The organism is Pseudomonas sp. GW531-T4 (genome assembly GCF_017349615.1).
Taxonomy (GTDB): domain Bacteria; phylum Pseudomonadota; class Gammaproteobacteria; order Pseudomonadales; family Pseudomonadaceae; genus Aquipseudomonas; species Aquipseudomonas chlororaphis_I.
Map to the genome: position 1 here is coordinate 1 of NZ_JACMZT010000029.1, position 16,433 is coordinate 16,433.

The window sequence follows — 16,433 nt, forward strand, 5'->3', positions numbered from 1 at the left end:
CTGCCCATGGCCGGCCTCCTTCTGAGCGCCATCGCCCTGCCGAGCGTCGCCAGCCCGTGCCCCGACTGGACACCCGCCCAGGCGCAAGCCGAAACGGCCACCCTGCAACAGCACATCAACCGTTGGGACGACAGCTACCACCGCGAAGGCCTGTCGCCGGTGACTGACGAACTCTACGACCAGTCCCGCGCCCGGCTCGAACATTGGCAAAGCTGTTTTCCCTCCGTCAGCGCGGAGCTCGCCAACCCGTTGCGCACCGCACGCGGCACTGTCCCGCACCCCATTCCCCATACCGGCGTGGAGAAACTGGCCGATGAAAGCGCCGTACGCCGGTGGTTCGCCGGGCGCGAGGAGGTCTGGGTACAGCCCAAGATCGACGGCGTGGCCGTGACCCTGATCTATCGCCAGGGACGCTTCCAGCAAGCCATCAGCCGTGGGGATGGCCTTCAGGGCCAGGACTGGACCAGGCCCGCGCAACTGATAAGCGCCATCCCCAAACACCTGCCCGAGCCTCGGGACCTGCTGCTACAGGGCGAGCTCTATTGGCGCCAGCACGATCACATACAGGCCAAGGCCGGCAGCCTGAATGCCCGCGGCCAGGTCGCCGGCCTATTGGCGCGCAACCAGCTGGATCCCCAGCAAGCCAGCCAGATCGGCCTGTTCGTCTGGGACTGGCCCCAAGGCCCGAGCACCCTGGCGCAGCGCCTGGACGGTCTCAAGGCCCTGGGGTTTCCCCACAGCAGCGAATACAGCCAGCGCGTCAGTACGTTCGCCGAGGTCCAGCACTGGCGAGCGCACTGGTATCGCTCGACCCTGCCCTTCGCCAGCGATGGCATCGTCCTGCGCCAGAGCCGGCGCCCGGAAGCGCAACGCTGGCAGGCCAAGGCGCCCTACTGGATCGCCGCGTGGAAGTACCCGTTCGCCCAGGCCCTGGCCAGGGTGCACAAGGTCGACTTCAAGATCGGTCGCACCGGCCGGATCACCCCGATGCTCGAACTGGAGCCGGTCCAGCTCGACGACCGGCAGATCAGGCGGGTCAGCGTCGGCTCGCTACCGCGCTGGCAAGAACTGGATATCCGCCCTGGCGATCAGGTATCGATCAGCCTCGCCGGCCTGACCATCCCGCGCCTGGACAGCGTGGTGCTGCGCGCGCCCCAGCGTGTTCCGCTGCAAGTCCCGGACGCCTCGGCCTTCCATGCGCTCAGCTGCTTGCAGCCCCTGCCCGGCTGCAGGAGCCAGTTCCTCGCGCGCCTGACCTGGCTGAGCAGCAAATCCGGGCTGGACCTGCCCCATGTGGGCGCCGGCACCTGGGAGAAGCTGCTGGACGCAGGGCTGATCAACGGGCTGGTCGATTGGTTGACCCTCGATCCTGCAGAGCTTGCTAACATTACCGGCTTTGGCGAACGCAGCATCGCGCGTTTGCTGGGCAGCCTGCACAGCGCCCGCCAGCAGCCGTTTCAGCGCTGGCTCAAAGCCCTTGGACTGCCACCGACCGGCAACGCCGGGCTCGAGGATGGCTGGGCGGTGTTGGCGGCCAGAACCACCGAACAATGGCAGGCCCAAAGCGCTATCGGCCCGGGACGCGCCGCTCAGTTGAGCGCCTTTTTCCGCGATCCGCAGGTCCTGGCCTTGATTGAAGAATTACGTGCCGCCGGAATCGAAGGCTTCTGAAGCCTTTATAACCGGCGGCGTTGAACCCCGGGGACGCAGATGGCTCAAACAGCCCATCGCCCCACTCCTGCTATTCATCTTTTCACATGGAGCCTTTATGAAATTCCTTGCACCGCTCACCCTCTTCGCCGCGTTCAGCCTGACAACCCCAGCCCTGATGGCCGCCGAGCAGGCCCCGGAACTCACCGGCTGCGCCGCCAAGCGCCAGGCCATCAGCACCCAGATCGAACAGGCCAAGGCCCATGGCAACAGCGAGCAACAGGCCGGCCTGGAAAAAGCCCTGAGCGAAGCCACCGCCAACTGCACCGACGCCTCGCTGAAAAAGGAACGCGAAAACAAGGTGCTGGAAGCCAAGCACGAGGTGAGCCGGCGCCAGACCGACCTGGACAAGGCCATGAAAAAAGGCGACGCCGAGAAGATCAACAAGCGCAAGGACAAGCTGGCCGAATCCCGCAAGGAATTGCAGGAAGCCCTCGACGAACTGGACAAGTAAGGTCGAGCCGCTGCGGCAGATGTGCCTGCCGCAGCCACCTCAGGCGACGGGATCAGTGATCGCGAAACTCTTTGTGGCAGGCACTGCAGGCATCTTCGACTTTCTGCACCGCCGGCCCCAAATTGCTGGCCTTGTACGGCTGGACCTTGCTGGCGATCACCAATTCACCGGTGGCCGCCTCGAGGGCACGGGCCAGTTCCTGGAAACGTGCCTGCTTCTGCCAGACATCGTCAGTCGCGCTGGTGTGCTCCTGCTCCTTGACCTGCGGGAAGTGCTTCCAGGGTTCGTGAGACAGGTTGTCCAGCTTGATCGCGCCTTCGGTAAAACGCGGGCCGTCGAACGGGATACGCCCACGGAGCATGCCGCCCAGGTCCTCACCGGTCTTGAGCATCTGTTTGAAGATCGCCTTGCGCTGACCCAGCGGGGAGTTCGGATCGACACCGCCGCAGGCGGACAACGTCAGGCAGGCCAGCAATACAACAGAGAGTCTTTTAAGCGTCATGGTGGCTTCGGGTCACGGGAAACGGCCGCCAGTATCCTCGCCTGTCCGGCAAAGACCAATAGCCCTATTAACAATATGGATTGCCTGAAGTTGCCATGCGCCCAGGCAAGCCACAAAGGAATTACCCAATGAACACCCGTTTCAAACTGTGGCGTCGACACCTGGCCTGGGCCTTGCCGACCGCGATCCTGCTGGCCGGATGCAATGGCGGCGAAGTCGGCAAGCCACCCCAGCCCCACGCTATCGCCACCTATACCAGCGCCAGCTGGGAAGCCTTGCCCACTGTGTCCGACGACGACCTGCTGGCCGGCTTCGGTTCCTGGCGCAGCGCCTGCACCCGGCTGAAAGCCGACCCGGTGTGGGGCCCGACCTGCGCGACCGCGGCCAACGTGCCGCTCACCGCCCTCGATGTCCGCAGCTTCCTCAAGGAACACCTGGACGTCTACGGCCTGCGCTCAGCCAGCGGCAGCAGCAATGGCCTGATCACCGGCTACTACGAGCCGGTCTACCCGGGCAGCCTGACCCAGACCCAGGCCGCGTCAGTGCCGGTCTACGGCGTGCCGGAAGACATGATCATCGTCGCCCTCGACAGCATTTATCCCGAACTCAAGGGCAAGCGCCTGCGTGGCCGCCTCGAAGGCCGGGTGCTGAAACCCTACGACGATGCCGCGACCATCGAGACCAAGGGGGTCAAGGCGCCGGTGATCGCCTGGCTGACCGACCCGATGAACCTGCAATTCCTGCAGATCCAGGGCTCGGGCCGCATCCAGCTGGAAGACGGGCGCCAGTTGCGCATTGGTTATGCCGACCAGAACGGCCACCCCTACCGCCCCATCGGCCGCTGGCTGGTGGATCAGGGCGAGCTGAAGAAAGAGGACGTGACCATGGGCACCATCGCAGCCTGGGCCAAGGCCAACCCCAATCGCATCCCGGAACTGCTGGGCAGCAACCCCAGCTACGTGTTCTTCAACCGCAACCCGGACAGCAACGAAGGCCCGCGCGGCTCGCTGAACGTACCGCTGACGTCCGGCTACAGCGTGGCGGTGGATCGCAAGGTGATACCGCTGGGCAGCCTGCTGTGGCTTTCCACCACCCGGCCCGATGGCAGCAGCCTGATCCGCCCGGTGGCGGCGCAGGACACCGGCGGCGCGATCGCCGGCGAGGTTCGCGCCGACCTGTTCTGGGGCACCGGCGACGCGGCCGGGCAACTGGCGGGGGACATGAAACAGCAGGGCCAGATCTGGATGCTCTGGCCCAAGGGCGCCACGCTGCCGAAAGTGCCTCAAGTCACCGACAGCAAATAATCCTGTAGCCCCGTAGCCGCTGCCGAGCTTGCGAGGCTGCGATCGACTGCGTAGCAGGCGCAAAACCTGAGAGTGCGTTGGGCCAGGATAACCGCGACGCCCCCATTGCGGCCGCTGCGCGCCCGGTCGCAGCCTCGCAAGCTCGGCAGCGGCTACAGGTCAAATGGAGACGAAAAAGAAGCTGGCAATCAGCGCGATACCGACGAGCCACACCAGCGACCGCAGGGCCGCCCAGTCCGCCAGGTAGCAGATGATGTACAGCAGGCGGCTGGTGATGAACAGCACCGCAAGCACATCGATGGTCACCAGTTCGGCGACGTTGGCGATGTGGGCAATGATCACCCCCGCCGCGAAGGCCGGGGTCACTTCAAAACTGTTGAGCTGCGCCGCGTGCGCCCGCCGGGCGAACCCCTCGAGGGTCTCGAGATAGGCCCGTGGGTCATGGTTCTGCCGCAGGCCAAAGTTGCCCCCGCTGAACTTGGCGATGCTGTTGCACAGGTAAGGCAGGAAGATGGCGATCAATACACACCAGAAAGCGACGGTCATGGCAGAGTCCTTTTTAAAGTCATGAGGGGAGCGGGGTCAGAACTTCATCACCAGCATGCCGATCAGCACCAGCCCACAAGCTAAGAGCCGAGGTCGGCCGAAAGGTTCTTTCAGGTAACGCATGCCGAACAACACCACCAGGATCACGCTGACTTCCCGCAGCGCCGCCGCCTCGGCGATCGATCCCAGCTGCATGGCCCACAGCACCAGAGCGTAGCTGAACAATACGCAGAACCCGACGCTCAACCCCAGTTGCCATTGCTCGCGCCAGAACAGAGCGAAAGCCGCACGCTTGCGCAGCAGCGCCAGCAACGGAAAGGGCCAGGCGCTGAGCAGCGTCACCCACACCAGGTAATCCAGCGGATGGGACCAGCGACGCAATGCCTGGCCGTCGATAAAGGTGTAGCAGCCGATGCACAGGCCGATCAGCGCCACCACCGGCAACATCGACCACGGCAGGCGGTCGCCGCCACCGCCCTGCCACAGCAGGCACAGCATGCCGAAAGGGATCAACAGGATGCCGAGGATCTGCTGGGGGCTGAGCACCTCGCCGGCGAAGACCAGGGTCAGGGCCAGCACCACCAGGGGCGAAAGGCCGCGCATCAGCGGATAGACCAGGCCCAGGTCGCCGACCCGATAGGCCTGGATCAGCAGGTAGCGGTAGAGCAATTCGAAAACCGCCGAGGCCAGGATCCATGGCCAGATCTCCAGCGGCGGCCATGCGACGAATCCCAGCATCAACGCCACGAACAGCAAGGCGACACTGTCCATGCAGGCCACCACCAACAAGCGCTCGCCGCTGAACTTGATCAGGGTATTCCATGCCGCATGCAGCAGCGCCGCCACCAGAACCAGAGTTGTCGCCAACACCTCACACTCCCTGTTTGCGATAAGAGAATCGATTCACCTAGGCGCTACGGCTGTCTATACTGACGCCGACCACGCCGCACTCAGTTGCGCATATCTATTCCAATAATTCCTGCTGCTGCCCGATCCGCCGGACCCGCTCCGATGGAGGAGCAAAGCCGGCATGCGTATGCCTGATCAGGGCGTCAAGACTACAGACAGAGAATCCTCGCATGCCACTCGCCTTGCTCGCACTGGCTGTTGCCGCCTTCGGCATCGGCACCACTGAATTCGTCATCATGGGCCTGCTGCCCGATGTCGCCCGCGACCTGTCCGTCAGCATTCCCCATGCGGGCCTGCTGATTACCGGCTACGCCCTGGGCGTGGTGTTCGGCGCGCCGATCCTCGCCGTCGGCACCGCCAACATGCCGCGCAAGGCTACGTTGCTGGGCATGACCCTGATGTTCATCCTCGGCAACGTGCTCTGCGCGCTGGCGCCGAACTACGCCACGCTGATGGCCGCACGGGTGATCACCGCGCTGTGCCACGGCGCGTTTTTCGGCATCGGCTCGGTGGTCGCCGCCAGCCTGGTGGCGCCGAACAAACGCGCCCAGGCGATCGCCATGATGTTCACCGGCCTGACCCTGGCCAATGTGCTTGGCGTGCCGCTGGGTACGGCGTTGGGGCAGTACGCCGGCTGGCGCTCGACCTTCTGGGCGGTGTCGGTGATCGGGGTGATCGCCGCCATTGCCCAGTGGCTCTGGCTGCCCCGGCACATCGCCATGGACAAGGCCAACCTGGCCAGCGAATTCAAGGTCCTGGGCAAGACCAACGTGCTGCTGGCCCTGGGCATGAGCGTGCTGGCGTCCACCAGCCTGTTCAGCGTCTTCACCTATATCGCGCCGATCCTGCAGGACGTCACCGGCGTCAGCCCCCATGGCGTGACCATCATGTTGCTGCTGTTCGGTGTCGGCCTGACGGCCGGCAGCATGCTCGGCGGACGCCTGGCCGACAGCCGCCTGTTGCCGTCGCTGGTGGCCATGGCGCTGGCCGTGGTGCTGGTACTGGCCGCGTTCAGCCAGACCAGCCATCTGCTGATCCCGGCGGCGATCACTTTGCTGCTGTGGGGGATTTTCGCCTTCGCCCTGTGCCCGATCCTGCAACTGCTGATCATCGACCAGGCCCATGAGGCCCCCAACCTGGGCTCGACCCTGAACCAGAGCGCCTTCAACCTGGGTAACGCCGCCGGCGCCTGGATCGGCGGCCTGGTGGTCGCCAGCGGCGCCGACCTGGCCGACCTGCCGTGGACCGGCGCGCTGGTCGGCGGGCTGACGGTGCTGACCGCGCTGCTGTTCATTCACCTGCAACGTCGCCAGGCGACCGCGGTCAATGTATCCGGCTGAGGCCGCCGAGCGCGCGACTGACCGACAATCGCCTCTAGAACCACACACCGACCGGCTCACCGCCAGAAGAATCTGAACTTTCCTTGTCGGTGTGCCCCGGGCCGCCAGCGGCCCATCCAACCCTTGCCCGATGGTTTTCGGGCTTTCTTTTCACCTTTCTATCCAAGGGACTCCGGATGCTTGAACTCGTTGCCGCCTTCATCTGCCTGACCACCCTGCTCACCTACGTCAACTTCCGCTTCATCGGCCTGCCGCCGACCATCGGGGTGATGGTCACCGCACTGCTGTTTTCCCTGCTGCTGCAAGGCTTGAGCTTCCTCGGCTATCCCGGCCTGGAAGAGCATGTACAACAGCTGATCGGCCAGATCGACTTCGGCGACCTGCTGATGAACTGGATGCTGTCGTTCCTGCTGTTCGCCGGCGCCTTGCACGTCAACCTCAACGACCTGCGCAGCTACCGCTGGCCCATCGGCCTGTTGGCCACGGTCGGCGTGCTGATCGCCACGTTCGTCATCGGCAGCCTGGCCTACTGGATCTTCGGCCTGTTCGGCTGGCACGTGAGCTTCCTCTATTGCCTGCTGTTCGGCGCCCTGATCTCGCCGACCGACCCGATCGCGGTGCTCGGCGTGCTGCGTACCGCCAACGCGTCCAAGCCACTGAAAACCACCATCGTCGGCGAGTCGCTGTTCAACGACGGCACCGCGGTGGTGGTGTTCACCGTGTTGCTGGGTATCGCCCAGCTCGGCGAAACCCCGACCATCGGCGCTACCGCCCTGCTGTTTGCCCATGAGGCCATCGGCGGCGTGGTATTCGGCGGGCTGATCGGCTACCTGGTGTACCTGATGATCAAGAGCATCGAGCAGCACCAGATCGAGGTGATGCTGACCCTGGCCCTGGTGATCGGCGGCTCGGCGATGGCCAGCGAACTGCACGTCTCGGCGCCGATCGCGATGGTGGTGGCAGGCCTGATCATCGGCAACCTGGGGCGTAACCTGGCGATGAACGACATGACCCGGCGCTACCTGGACGGTTTCTGGGAGCTGCTCGACGACATGCTCAACGCCCTGCTGTTCGCCCTGATCGGCATGGAGCTGTTGCTGCTGCCGTTCAACTGGCTGCACTTGCTGGCCGCGAGCCTGCTGGCGGTGGCGATCGTACTGTCGCGCCTGCTCACCGTGGCCCCGGCCATCGTCCTGCTACGCCGCTGGCGCAGCGTGCCGCGCGGCACCATCCGGGTACTGACCTGGGGCGGCCTGCGCGGCGGGGTTTCGGTGGCGCTGGCCCTGGCCCTGCCATTGGGCCCGGAGCGCGACCTGGTACTGAGCATCACCTACATCGTGGTGCTGTCGTCGATCCTCCTGCAGGGCCTGACCATCGGCAAACTGGTGCGTCATGTCACCAAGGATGCTCCGGCCGCCGCCCAGGACGCTCACTGACAACCTGCCCCCTGTAGGAGCGAGCTTGCTCGCGATCGGCCCGTCCAGACACCGCACTGCTTCAAGCAGATCGCGTCGCCTGGCAGCCCTGATCGCGAGCAATCAAGCGTCGACCGGCTGCTCCTACAAGAAGACGGCTCAGGCGATCGGCTCGTCATCCTTGAACTGGTCCTTCACGTACCTGATCTCGGTACGACCGTGAGGGGCCGGCAGGCCGTCCTCGCCCAGGTTGACGAAGACCATCTTCTCGACGGTGAGGATGCTTTTGCGGGTGATCTTGTTGCGCACTTCACAGGTCAGGGTGATCGAGGTGCGGCCGAATTCGGTGGCGGTGATGCCCAGCTCGATGATGTCGCCCTGGCGCGAGGCGCTGACAAAGTTGATTTCGGAAATGTACTTGGTGACCACGCGCTGGTTGCCCAGCTGGACGATGGCGTAGATCGCCGCTTCTTCGTCGATCCAGCGCAACAGGCTGCCGCCGAACAGCGTGCCGTTGGGGTTGAGGTCTTCGGGTTTTACCCATTTGCGGGTGTGGAAATTCATGCTCACTCCTGACCGTCTTGCCGATTGATGCCGGCATCATGGCAGACCCCGGCGCAGAGCTCTATTGAGCTTCTACTATGGTCGCGATTACCGTTCGATCATCGTCCGACAGAAATCCTTGGGAAGTCGCAGGCAGACGGCTATAATCGCCTCCGTTTCAAAACGGTAACGATCACCTGATACCGTTTTCCCGCCACCTGTCCGAGGGGCGCTGCAGCAGGCTAGACCTGTCAGGCTCGGATGGGGCGTTGTCTGGCCGTGATGGTTCGGTCAGTCACTAAACGCACAACGGCGCCCATTCGCATACTTACGAATGGAGGCTCTTCATGAGCGCTGTCATCACGCCTGCAGATTTTACCGACTACAAAGTCGCCGACATGTCCCTGGCCGCCTGGGGCCGTCGTGAAACCATCATCGCCGAATCGGAAATGCCGGCCCTGATGGGCCTGCGCCGCAAGTACGCCGCTGAACAACCGCTCAAGGGCGCGAAGATTCTCGGCTGCATCCACATGACCATCCAGACTGCCGTGCTGATCGAAACCCTGGTTGCCCTGGGTGCCGAAGTACGCTGGTCGTCCTGCAACATCTTCTCGACCCAGGACCAGGCCGCTGCCTCCATCGCCGCCGCCGGCATCCCGGTATTCGCCTGGAAAGGCGAGACCGAGCAAGAGTACGAGTGGTGCCTGGAGCAGACCATCCTCAAGGATGGCAAGCCATGGGATGCCAACATGATCCTCGACGACGGCGGCGACCTGACCGAGCTGCTGCACAAGAAGTACCCGCAGGTGCTGGATCGCGTCCACGGCGTGACCGAAGAAACCACCACCGGCGTGCACCGCCTGCTGGACATGCTGGCCAAGGGCGAGCTGAAGATCCCGGCCATCAACGTCAACGACTCGGTGACCAAGAGCAAGAACGACAACAAGTACGGCTGCCGTCACAGCCTGAACGATGCGATCAAGCGCGGTACCGACCACCTGCTGTCCGGCAAGCAAGCGCTGGTCATCGGCTACGGTGACGTGGGCAAGGGTTCGGCCCAGTCCCTGCGTCAGGAAGGCATGATCGTCAAGGTTTCCGAAGTTGACCCGATCTGCGCCATGCAGGCCTGCATGGACGGTTTCGAACTGGTTTCGCCGTTCATCGACGGGATCAACACCGGCACCGAAGCGAGCATCGACAAGGCCCTGCTGGGCAAGATCGACCTGATCGTGACCACCACCGGTAACGTCAATGTTTGCGACGCAAACATGCTCAAGGCCCTGAAGAAGCGTGCCGTGGTCTGCAACATCGGTCACTTCGACAACGAAATCGACACCGCTTTCATGCGCAAGAACTGGGCATGGGAAGAAGTGAAGCCACAGGTGCACAAGGTTCACCGTACCGGCCCAGGCGCTTTCGACGCCCAGAACGACGACTACCTGATCCTGCTGGCCGAAGGCCGCCTGGTGAACCTGGGCAACGCCACCGGTCACCCAAGCCGCATCATGGACGGTTCGTTCGCCAACCAGGTTCTGGCGCAGATCTTCCTGTTCGGCCAGAAGTATGCCGACCTGTCGCCAGCCCAGAAAGCCGAGCGCCTGACCGTTGAAGTACTGCCGAAGAAACTCGACGAAGAAGTGGCCCTGGAAATGGTTCGCGGCTTCGGTGGCGTGGTCACCCAACTGACCAAGCAACAGGCTGACTACATCGGCGTGACCGTCGAAGGCCCGTTCAAGCCGCACGCTTACCGGTACTAAGAGCAGTTGCAAGCCTTGAGCTTCAAGCGGCAAGCGAGGGCCACAAGCCCTGCTTGCCGCTCGAAGCTTTCGGCTTCGTCCCTATTTGCTTAAACAGTTTCAAGCAGCCCGTTCCAGGCCCAAGAGTCGAGCGCACCTCCGCTACTCTTGCAGTTTGTGGCTTGCAGCTTGTAGCTGGAGGTTTCCTCCATGTCCCAAGACCGTCGCTACAGCTTCGAGTTCTTCCCGACCAAGACCGATGCTGGGCATGAAAAACTGCTCGCCACTGCCCGCCAGCTGGCCAGCTACAACCCCGACTTCTTCTCCTGCACCTACGGTGCCGGTGGCTCGACCCGCGACCGCACGATGAACACCGTGCTGCAGCTCGAAAGCGAAGTGAAGATCCCGGCCGCACCGCACCTGTCCTGCGTGGGTGACAGCAAGGCCGACCTGCGTGGCCTGCTGACCCAGTACAAGGCTGCCGGCATCAACCGTATCGTCGCCCTGCGCGGCGACCTGCCTTCGGGCATGGGCATGGCCAGCGGCGAGCTGCGTCACGCCAACGACCTGGTGAGTTTCATTCGTGAAGAGACCGGCGATCACTTCCACATCGAAGTGGCGGCGTATCCGGAAATGCACCCGCAGGCGCGCAATTTCGAAGACGACCTCAACAACTTCGTGCGCAAGGCCAACGCCGGCGCCAACAGTGCGATCACCCAGTATTTCTTCAACGCCGACAGTTATTTCTACTTCGTCGAACGCGTGCAACAAATGGGTGTGAACATCCCGATCGTGCCCGGCATCATGCCGATCACCAACTACAGCAAGCTGGCGCGTTTCTCCGACGCCTGCGGCGCGGAAATCCCGCGCTGGATCCGCAAGCAACTGGAAGCCTACGGCGACGACAGCCAAAGCATTCAGACGTTCGGCGAACAGGTCATCACCGAAATGTGTGAACGTTTGTTGCAAGGCGGGGCGCCAGGGCTGCATTTCTATACCCTGAACCAAGCCGAGCCAAGCCTGGCCGTCTGGAACAACCTGAAGCTGCCGCGTTAACCGCCCGGCAACATCAGAAAAGGCCTTGGCGAAATCCAGGGCCTTTTTTTTAACCCCCAATACATCCGAAGGATCGCCGTAGATGTCCACAGGCAGCACCGCAGCACGCCCACAATTGATCTATCTGGTTTACGGCGCCGCGACCTATCACCAGGAAGCCGCGTTCAGCATTGCCAGCGCCCTTGCCGGGCTGCGCGAAACGCCGGGCGAAGCCCTCGACATCCAGGTCTTCACCGACAATGCCGCGCCTTACCGCGACCTGCCTGTGCGCGTGCGCCCCTTGGACGAAAACACCCGCCAGGCCTGGATCGCCCCACACGGCTACCACTTTCGCGCCAAGCACGTGGTGATGCAGCAGGTGCTGCAAGAGTCCGAACTGGCGCTGCTGATCGACACCGATACCTTTTTCCACTGCTCGCCGCTGGAGCTGTTTCGCCGCATCCAGCCCGGCACCCTGCTGTGTAACGCCTTCGGCATGTGCTACGGCGCCAACAAGGAGTCCGGCCTCTACCAGTCCCTGGCCGGCTTGCTGCAGGAACGCAAACTCGCCGACGACCAGATGCCGCTGCTGAACTCCGGCGTGATCGGCCTGCACCGCGCCGACGCCGATGTGCTGGAGCGCTCCATCGCCCTGATGGACGAGCTGTACCCGCTGGCCAACGGCGCCTACACCCTCGAAGAGTTCTGCCTGTCGGTGGCGGCCTATCGCACCAAGCAGGTTCGCGAATGCCCCGACCTGATCCACCACTACTGGAGCCGCAAGCAGCTGTTTCGCGCCAAGATCAAGGCCTGGCTGGACAAGCACGGCGCAGCACCCACCAGCAGCGTCGCCCTGGACGAAACCCGCCTGGTCACCGCGACCCTGCCACGCCCACCGGCGTTGCAACGCCTGGCCTACAAGATCGTGACCCTGGCCCTGCCCGGGCACCAGCGGCAGTTCATGCGCGAAATCCTCTACGGCTGCTACCGCCACACCAACGAATTCGACCAGGCCTGCGCCCCGGTCTGGTGGGAGAAAGCCCGGGAAAACGCCGAAGGCCGCCTGAAAAAGCCGCTCAACAGCCATCAACTCGAGCGCTGGTTCAACCACCCGGTGATTCGCCTGGTACTGGGCCAGCGACGCAAGGCCATCTACCTGCATCTGATCGAGACAAAGGCTGACTGAGGCTTGAGCTAGACAGCCTCTGGTATTGGGCGACCTCTCGTCGTAATCTCCAGCGATGCCCCTCATCGCCCAGCTGCTGACAGCCTTTATCTGTGCTTGCCTGAGCCTCACCGCCCATGGCGAGAAGCTGCGCATTGTCACCGAGCCCTGGGCCCCTTATGTCTATGAGGAACAGGGCAAGGCCCAGGGGCTGGATTACGAAACCACGGCCATCGTCTTCCAGCGCCTGGGGATCGAAGTCGAATGGCAGTTCCTGCCCTGGAAACGTTGCCTGGCCATGCTCGAACAGGGACAGGCCGACGGTGCCCTGGACATCTTTCACAGCAACGAACGCGAAAGCAGCCTGCTCTACCCCAGCGAGCCGCTGTCGGACGTCGAGTTCGTGATGTTCTATGCCAATGCCCGGCCCTTTCCGTTCCGCACCCTGGAAGACTTGCGCGGCCTGACCGTGGGCACTTCCCCCGGCTACCTGTACAGCCAGGACTTCAGGGAATCCACGCTGTTCAAGCACGAGCCGGCGCCGACCCACGAAGCCAACTTCGGCAAGCTGCTGCGCGGCCGCATCGACCTGCTGATCACCGATCGGCGGGTCGGCCAGCATCTGCTCGACCAACTGGATATTCGCCAGCAGATCACCGAGAACCCGGTGGTCATCAGCCGCCAGAGCCAGTTTCTGGCGGTACGACGCAATGCCGGCATGGACTTGCTGGTGCAGCGTTTCGGCGCCGAACTCAAGCGCTTCAAACGCGAGCCGGCCTACGCCGAACTGAGCGCACGCTATGGCACGGCGCCGGCCATGGCCGACTCAAGCGCAATGCCGCCCGGCGCCCCGCTGAAAACCGTTGAGCAGCAGGAACGCAGCGCACGCTGATTGCTCTGTTATACTCCGGCCTTCCCGCCAGGCTCACGCCCGGACGCTCGACCCTGTTCAAGGCCTCTCGATACCGCTACAGCGCAGCCACAAGGCCCGCGCGAGCCCTCGCCGATGAGCCTTCAGGAGCCAGCAGGACCGGACGGGATTGCGTCCTCTTAAACGCCATTCGCGCCAGGCAAGACTATCCCTCTGGGCCAAGCCCTCACTAAAACAGGATTACTCATGTCCTTTGCTTCCCTCGGTCTCTCCGAGGCTTTAGTCGGCGCCATCGAAGCCGCCGGCTACACCCAGCCTACTCCGGTGCAACAGCGGGCCATTCCCGCCGTGTTGCAAGGTCGCGACCTGATGGTCGCGGCACAGACAGGTACTGGTAAAACCGGCGGTTTCGCCCTTCCGATCCTGGAACGGTTGTTTCCCAACGGTCACCCGGACAAATCCCAGCGTCACGGCCCGCGCCAACCGCGCGTCCTGGTCCTGACCCCAACCCGCGAACTGGCCGCGCAAGTGCACGAGAGCTTCAAGGTCTATGCCCGCGACCTGAAGTTCGTCAGTGCCTGCATCTTCGGCGGCGTCGGCATGAACCCACAGGTTCAGGCCATGGCCCGCGGCGTCGACGTGCTGGTGGCCTGCCCCGGCCGCCTGCTCGACCTGGCCGGCCAGGGCAGCGTCGACCTGTCCCACGTGGAAATCCTCGTGCTCGACGAAGCCGACCGCATGCTCGACATGGGCTTCGTCCATGACGTGAAGAAAGTCCTCGCACGCCTGCCCGCCAAGCGCCAGAACCTGCTGTTCTCCGCGACCTTCTCCAAGGACATCACGGACCTGGCCGGCAAGCTGCTGCACAACCCCGAGCGCATCGAAGTCACGCCGCCGAACACCACGGTCGAGCGTATCGAGCAACGGGTGTTCCGCCTGGCCGCCAGCCACAAGCGTGCCTTGCTGGCCCACCTGATCACCGCTGGCGCCTGGGAACAGGTACTGGTCTTCACCCGTACCAAGCACGGCGCCAACCGCCTGGCCGAGTACCTGGACAAGCACGGCCTGACCGCCGTCGCCATCCACGGCAACAAGAGCCAGAACGCCCGCACCAAGGCCCTGGCCGACTTCAAGGCCGGTGAAGTGCGGATCCTGGTCGCCACCGACATCGCCGCCCGCGGCCTGGACATCGACCAACTGCCACACGTGGTCAACTTCGAACTGCCGAACGTCGACGAAGACTACGTGCACCGCATTGGCCGTACCGGTCGTGCCGGTCGTTCGGGCGAAGCGATCTCGCTGGTCGCGCCGGACGAAGAGAAGCTGCTCAAGAGCATCGAGCGCATGACCAAGCAGAAGATCCCCGACGGCGATCTGATGGGCTTCGATGCCAGCGCCGTGGAAGCCGAGAAACCGGAAGTGCGCGAGCGTCCGGACGTGCGTAACCCGCGCAATTCCCGTGGCCCGCGTGGCGACGGTCCGAACGGCGGCGGTGGTGGTGGCGGCGGCCGCAAAGACAAAGGCAAGGACAAGGGCAAGGAAAAACCGGCCGCTCGCGGCGACCGTCCAGCCCGTGAGCAGAAGCCTCGCGAAGGCACCCCGGCCCGCGAACAGCGCCAGCCGACGCCACGCGCCGACCGCGCCCCGGATGAGTTCCTGGACGACGACGTGGACAACTTCGGCAACCGCGCCGACTACGTCAGCCCGTACCAGAACAAGAACAACCAGAGCCGCGGCCGCCGTCCAGGCGCGCCAGGCCAGGGCGCAGCAGCCAACAGCAATGCGCCGCGCAGTGGCGGCCAGGGTCGCTCCGGCGGTCCGCGCAACAGCAACGGCGCCAGCACCGGCACTCCACCTGCCAAGCGCAACGGCCCACGCAGCGGTGCTCCACGTGACGGCCAGGCCCGTCGCGAAGAGTCGCGCAATCGTCGTCCGGCCCGTGACGACCAGGCGCGTCAGGAACCGGCGGTACAGAACCCGCGTGGCAACCAGCCGAAGATCATGCACAAGGAATCGAAAGCCGACCGCTTCCCGACACCCGAGCAGCTCGATCAACTGCCAAGCCGTCCACGTGGCGAGAAACCAGCCTTGCTGACCCGCAATCGCTGAGTTACCCGCGGCAATAAAAAACGCCCCTGATCTTGCGATCAGGGGCGTTTTTTTATGGCCTCTGTAGCCGCTGCCGAGGCTGCGATCGACCGGGAACCGGTCGCCGGCCTCAAGGGCCATGAAGGTCCTGCGGACCTTGTCGCAGCCTCGCGGGCTCGGCAGCGGCTACAGACGAAGCATTACTTCGCTTTCACACCTTCGAAGGTGATGTACAGGTCGACATTGTTGGAGGCCGGGCCCAGGTCCATCATCTTGCCGAAATCCTGGCGATTGATGCTGGTGGTGCCTTCGAAGCCGGCACGGTAGCCGCCCCATGGGTCCTTGCCTTCACCCAGGAAGGTCGCCTTGACCACGACCGGCTTGGTCACACCGTGCAGGGTCAGGTTGCCGGTCACGTCGGCAGTCTGCTTGCCATCGGCGTTCTTGCCGGTTGGCTTGACGCTGGTGGAGACGAACTTGGCGTCAGCGAACTTGCCCACGTCCAGGAAGTCTTTGCTGGCGATGTGCTTGTCGCGCTCGGCGTGGTTGGTGAACACGCTGGCGGTGCGCACATTGACTTCGATCTTGGCGTCTTCAGGCTTGGCCGCGTCGAAGCTGAACTTGCCGTCCAGGTCCTTGAAGGTACCGGTGATGAAGCTGTAGCCCAGGTGGCTGATCTTGAAGTCGACGAAGGCGTGCTGGCCTTCCTTGTCGATCACGTAATCAGCGGCCATCGCCTGACCGGCAGACAACAGAGCAGAACCGATTGTCAGAGCGGCGAGAGTCTTTTTCAACATGCTTTCTATTCCTTTTGA

Annotated in this window: 15 protein-coding genes and 1 riboswitch; of the genes, 10 read left to right on the top strand and 5 right to left on the bottom strand. The window is 63.7% G+C overall.

The features are described from left to right. The first annotated feature begins 6 nt into the window (after window positions 1-6). The gene (gene ligB / locus J4D28_RS21095; RefSeq protein ID WP_207246445.1) at window positions 7-1,671 is read left to right on the top strand and encodes an NAD-dependent DNA ligase LigB; all 1,665 of its coding nucleotides are present in this window, start codon (window positions 7-9) and stop codon (window positions 1,669-1,671) included. Window positions 1,672-1,768: 97 nt separating this feature from the next. After that, window positions 1,769-2,164, top strand: coding sequence for a DUF1090 domain-containing protein (locus tag J4D28_RS21100; RefSeq protein WP_009051275.1), 396 nt, complete (start codon window positions 1,769-1,771; stop codon window positions 2,162-2,164). A gap of 52 nt (window positions 2,165-2,216) precedes the next feature. Here the strand turns inward: J4D28_RS21100 and J4D28_RS21105 are convergent, their stop codons facing one another. After that, on the bottom strand, window positions 2,217-2,666 hold the full coding sequence (locus J4D28_RS21105) for a cytochrome c (RefSeq protein ID WP_016704238.1): 450 nt from the start codon (window positions 2,664-2,666) through the stop codon (window positions 2,217-2,219). A 128-nt stretch (window positions 2,667-2,794) separates the two neighbouring features. Here J4D28_RS21105 and J4D28_RS21110 point away from each other — a divergent pair, with 128 nt between their 5' ends. After that, window positions 2,795-3,970, top strand: a complete 1,176-nt coding sequence (locus tag J4D28_RS21110; protein ID WP_016704239.1) for a murein transglycosylase A — start codon at window positions 2,795-2,797, stop codon at window positions 3,968-3,970. Between the two features lie 159 nt (window positions 3,971-4,129). Here J4D28_RS21110 and J4D28_RS21115 read toward each other — a convergent pair whose 3' ends face one another. After that, complete coding sequence (locus J4D28_RS21115; protein ID WP_103331457.1) at window positions 4,130-4,516, bottom strand: MAPEG family protein; 387 nt, start codon at window positions 4,514-4,516, stop codon at window positions 4,130-4,132. Between the two features lie 36 nt (window positions 4,517-4,552). After that, complete coding sequence (locus J4D28_RS21120) at window positions 4,553-5,386, bottom strand: EamA family transporter (RefSeq protein ID WP_028684178.1); 834 nt, start codon at window positions 5,384-5,386, stop codon at window positions 4,553-4,555. Between the two features lie 209 nt (window positions 5,387-5,595). On the opposite strand from J4D28_RS21120, the gene J4D28_RS21125 reads away from it, so the two are divergent. Continuing rightward, window positions 5,596-6,765, top strand: coding sequence for an MFS transporter (locus J4D28_RS21125; RefSeq protein ID WP_009051280.1), 1,170 nt, complete (start codon window positions 5,596-5,598; stop codon window positions 6,763-6,765). Between the two features lie 176 nt (window positions 6,766-6,941). Continuing rightward, on the top strand, window positions 6,942-8,201 hold the full coding sequence (locus J4D28_RS21130; protein WP_009051281.1) for a sodium:proton antiporter: 1,260 nt from the start codon (window positions 6,942-6,944) through the stop codon (window positions 8,199-8,201). Between the two features lie 138 nt (window positions 8,202-8,339). Here J4D28_RS21130 and J4D28_RS21135 read toward each other — a convergent pair whose 3' ends face one another. After that, window positions 8,340-8,744 (bottom strand): acyl-CoA thioesterase, encoded by a 405-nt coding sequence (locus tag J4D28_RS21135; protein WP_007932525.1) that lies wholly within the window; start codon window positions 8,742-8,744, stop codon window positions 8,340-8,342. Window positions 8,745-8,941: 197 nt separating this feature from the next. Continuing rightward, window positions 8,942-9,048, top strand: a riboswitch (S-adenosyl-L-homocysteine riboswitch). A gap of 22 nt (window positions 9,049-9,070) precedes the next feature. Here J4D28_RS21135 and ahcY point away from each other — a divergent pair. The 5 genes from ahcY to J4D28_RS21160 all read left to right on the top strand — a co-directional run bounded on the left by ahcY (window position 9,071) and on the right by J4D28_RS21160 (window position 15,639). Next, window positions 9,071-10,480 (top strand): adenosylhomocysteinase, encoded by a 1,410-nt coding sequence (gene ahcY / locus J4D28_RS21140; RefSeq protein ID WP_009045993.1) that lies wholly within the window; start codon window positions 9,071-9,073, stop codon window positions 10,478-10,480. A 189-nt stretch (window positions 10,481-10,669) separates the two neighbouring features. Next, window positions 10,670-11,515, top strand: a complete 846-nt coding sequence (gene metF, locus J4D28_RS21145; protein ID WP_009051282.1) for a methylenetetrahydrofolate reductase [NAD(P)H] — start codon at window positions 10,670-10,672, stop codon at window positions 11,513-11,515. 82 nt (window positions 11,516-11,597) lie between these two features. After that, window positions 11,598-12,680, top strand: a complete 1,083-nt coding sequence (locus J4D28_RS21150; protein WP_016704244.1) for a hypothetical protein — start codon at window positions 11,598-11,600, stop codon at window positions 12,678-12,680. Between the two features lie 55 nt (window positions 12,681-12,735). After that, window positions 12,736-13,551, top strand: a complete 816-nt coding sequence (locus tag J4D28_RS21155) for an ABC transporter substrate-binding protein (RefSeq protein WP_038636132.1) — start codon at window positions 12,736-12,738, stop codon at window positions 13,549-13,551. A gap of 225 nt (window positions 13,552-13,776) precedes the next feature. Continuing rightward, window positions 13,777-15,639 carry a DEAD/DEAH box helicase gene (locus tag J4D28_RS21160; protein WP_016704246.1) on the top strand — a complete coding sequence of 621 codons (1,863 nt, stop codon included), beginning with the start codon at window positions 13,777-13,779 and terminating at the stop codon, window positions 15,637-15,639. 179 nt (window positions 15,640-15,818) lie between these two features. On the opposite strand, the gene J4D28_RS21165 is transcribed toward J4D28_RS21160, so the two are convergent. Next, window positions 15,819-16,415, bottom strand: a complete 597-nt coding sequence (locus J4D28_RS21165) for a YceI family protein (protein WP_103331456.1) — start codon at window positions 16,413-16,415, stop codon at window positions 15,819-15,821. Window positions 16,416-16,433 lie beyond the last annotated feature (18 nt).

What these genes read in the sequence shown, in the direction of transcription:
- ligB (WP_207246445.1), top strand. Translation starts at nt 7, where the DNA reads ATGGCCGGCCTCCTTCTGAGCGCCATCGCCCTGCCGAGCGTCGCCAGC.
- J4D28_RS21100 (WP_009051275.1), top strand. Translation starts at nt 1,769, where the DNA reads ATGAAATTCCTTGCACCGCTCACCCTCTTCGCCGCGTTCAGCCTGACA.
- J4D28_RS21105 (WP_016704238.1), bottom strand. Translation starts at nt 2,666, where the DNA reads ATGACGCTTAAAAGACTCTCTGTTGTATTGCTGGCCTGCCTGACGTTG.
- J4D28_RS21110 (WP_016704239.1), top strand. Translation starts at nt 2,795, where the DNA reads ATGAACACCCGTTTCAAACTGTGGCGTCGACACCTGGCCTGGGCCTTG.
- J4D28_RS21115 (WP_103331457.1), bottom strand. Translation starts at nt 4,516, where the DNA reads ATGACCGTCGCTTTCTGGTGTGTATTGATCGCCATCTTCCTGCCTTAC.
- J4D28_RS21125 (WP_009051280.1), top strand. Translation starts at nt 5,596, where the DNA reads ATGCCACTCGCCTTGCTCGCACTGGCTGTTGCCGCCTTCGGCATCGGC.
- J4D28_RS21130 (WP_009051281.1), top strand. Translation starts at nt 6,942, where the DNA reads ATGCTTGAACTCGTTGCCGCCTTCATCTGCCTGACCACCCTGCTCACC.
- J4D28_RS21135 (WP_007932525.1), bottom strand. Translation starts at nt 8,744, where the DNA reads ATGAATTTCCACACCCGCAAATGGGTAAAACCCGAAGACCTCAACCCC.
- ahcY (WP_009045993.1), top strand. Translation starts at nt 9,071, where the DNA reads ATGAGCGCTGTCATCACGCCTGCAGATTTTACCGACTACAAAGTCGCC.
- metF (WP_009051282.1), top strand. Translation starts at nt 10,670, where the DNA reads ATGTCCCAAGACCGTCGCTACAGCTTCGAGTTCTTCCCGACCAAGACC.
- J4D28_RS21150 (WP_016704244.1), top strand. Translation starts at nt 11,598, where the DNA reads ATGTCCACAGGCAGCACCGCAGCACGCCCACAATTGATCTATCTGGTT.
- J4D28_RS21155 (WP_038636132.1), top strand. Translation starts at nt 12,736, where the DNA reads ATGCCCCTCATCGCCCAGCTGCTGACAGCCTTTATCTGTGCTTGCCTG.
- J4D28_RS21160 (WP_016704246.1), top strand. Translation starts at nt 13,777, where the DNA reads ATGTCCTTTGCTTCCCTCGGTCTCTCCGAGGCTTTAGTCGGCGCCATC.
- J4D28_RS21165 (WP_103331456.1), bottom strand. Translation starts at nt 16,415, where the DNA reads ATGTTGAAAAAGACTCTCGCCGCTCTGACAATCGGTTCTGCTCTGTTG.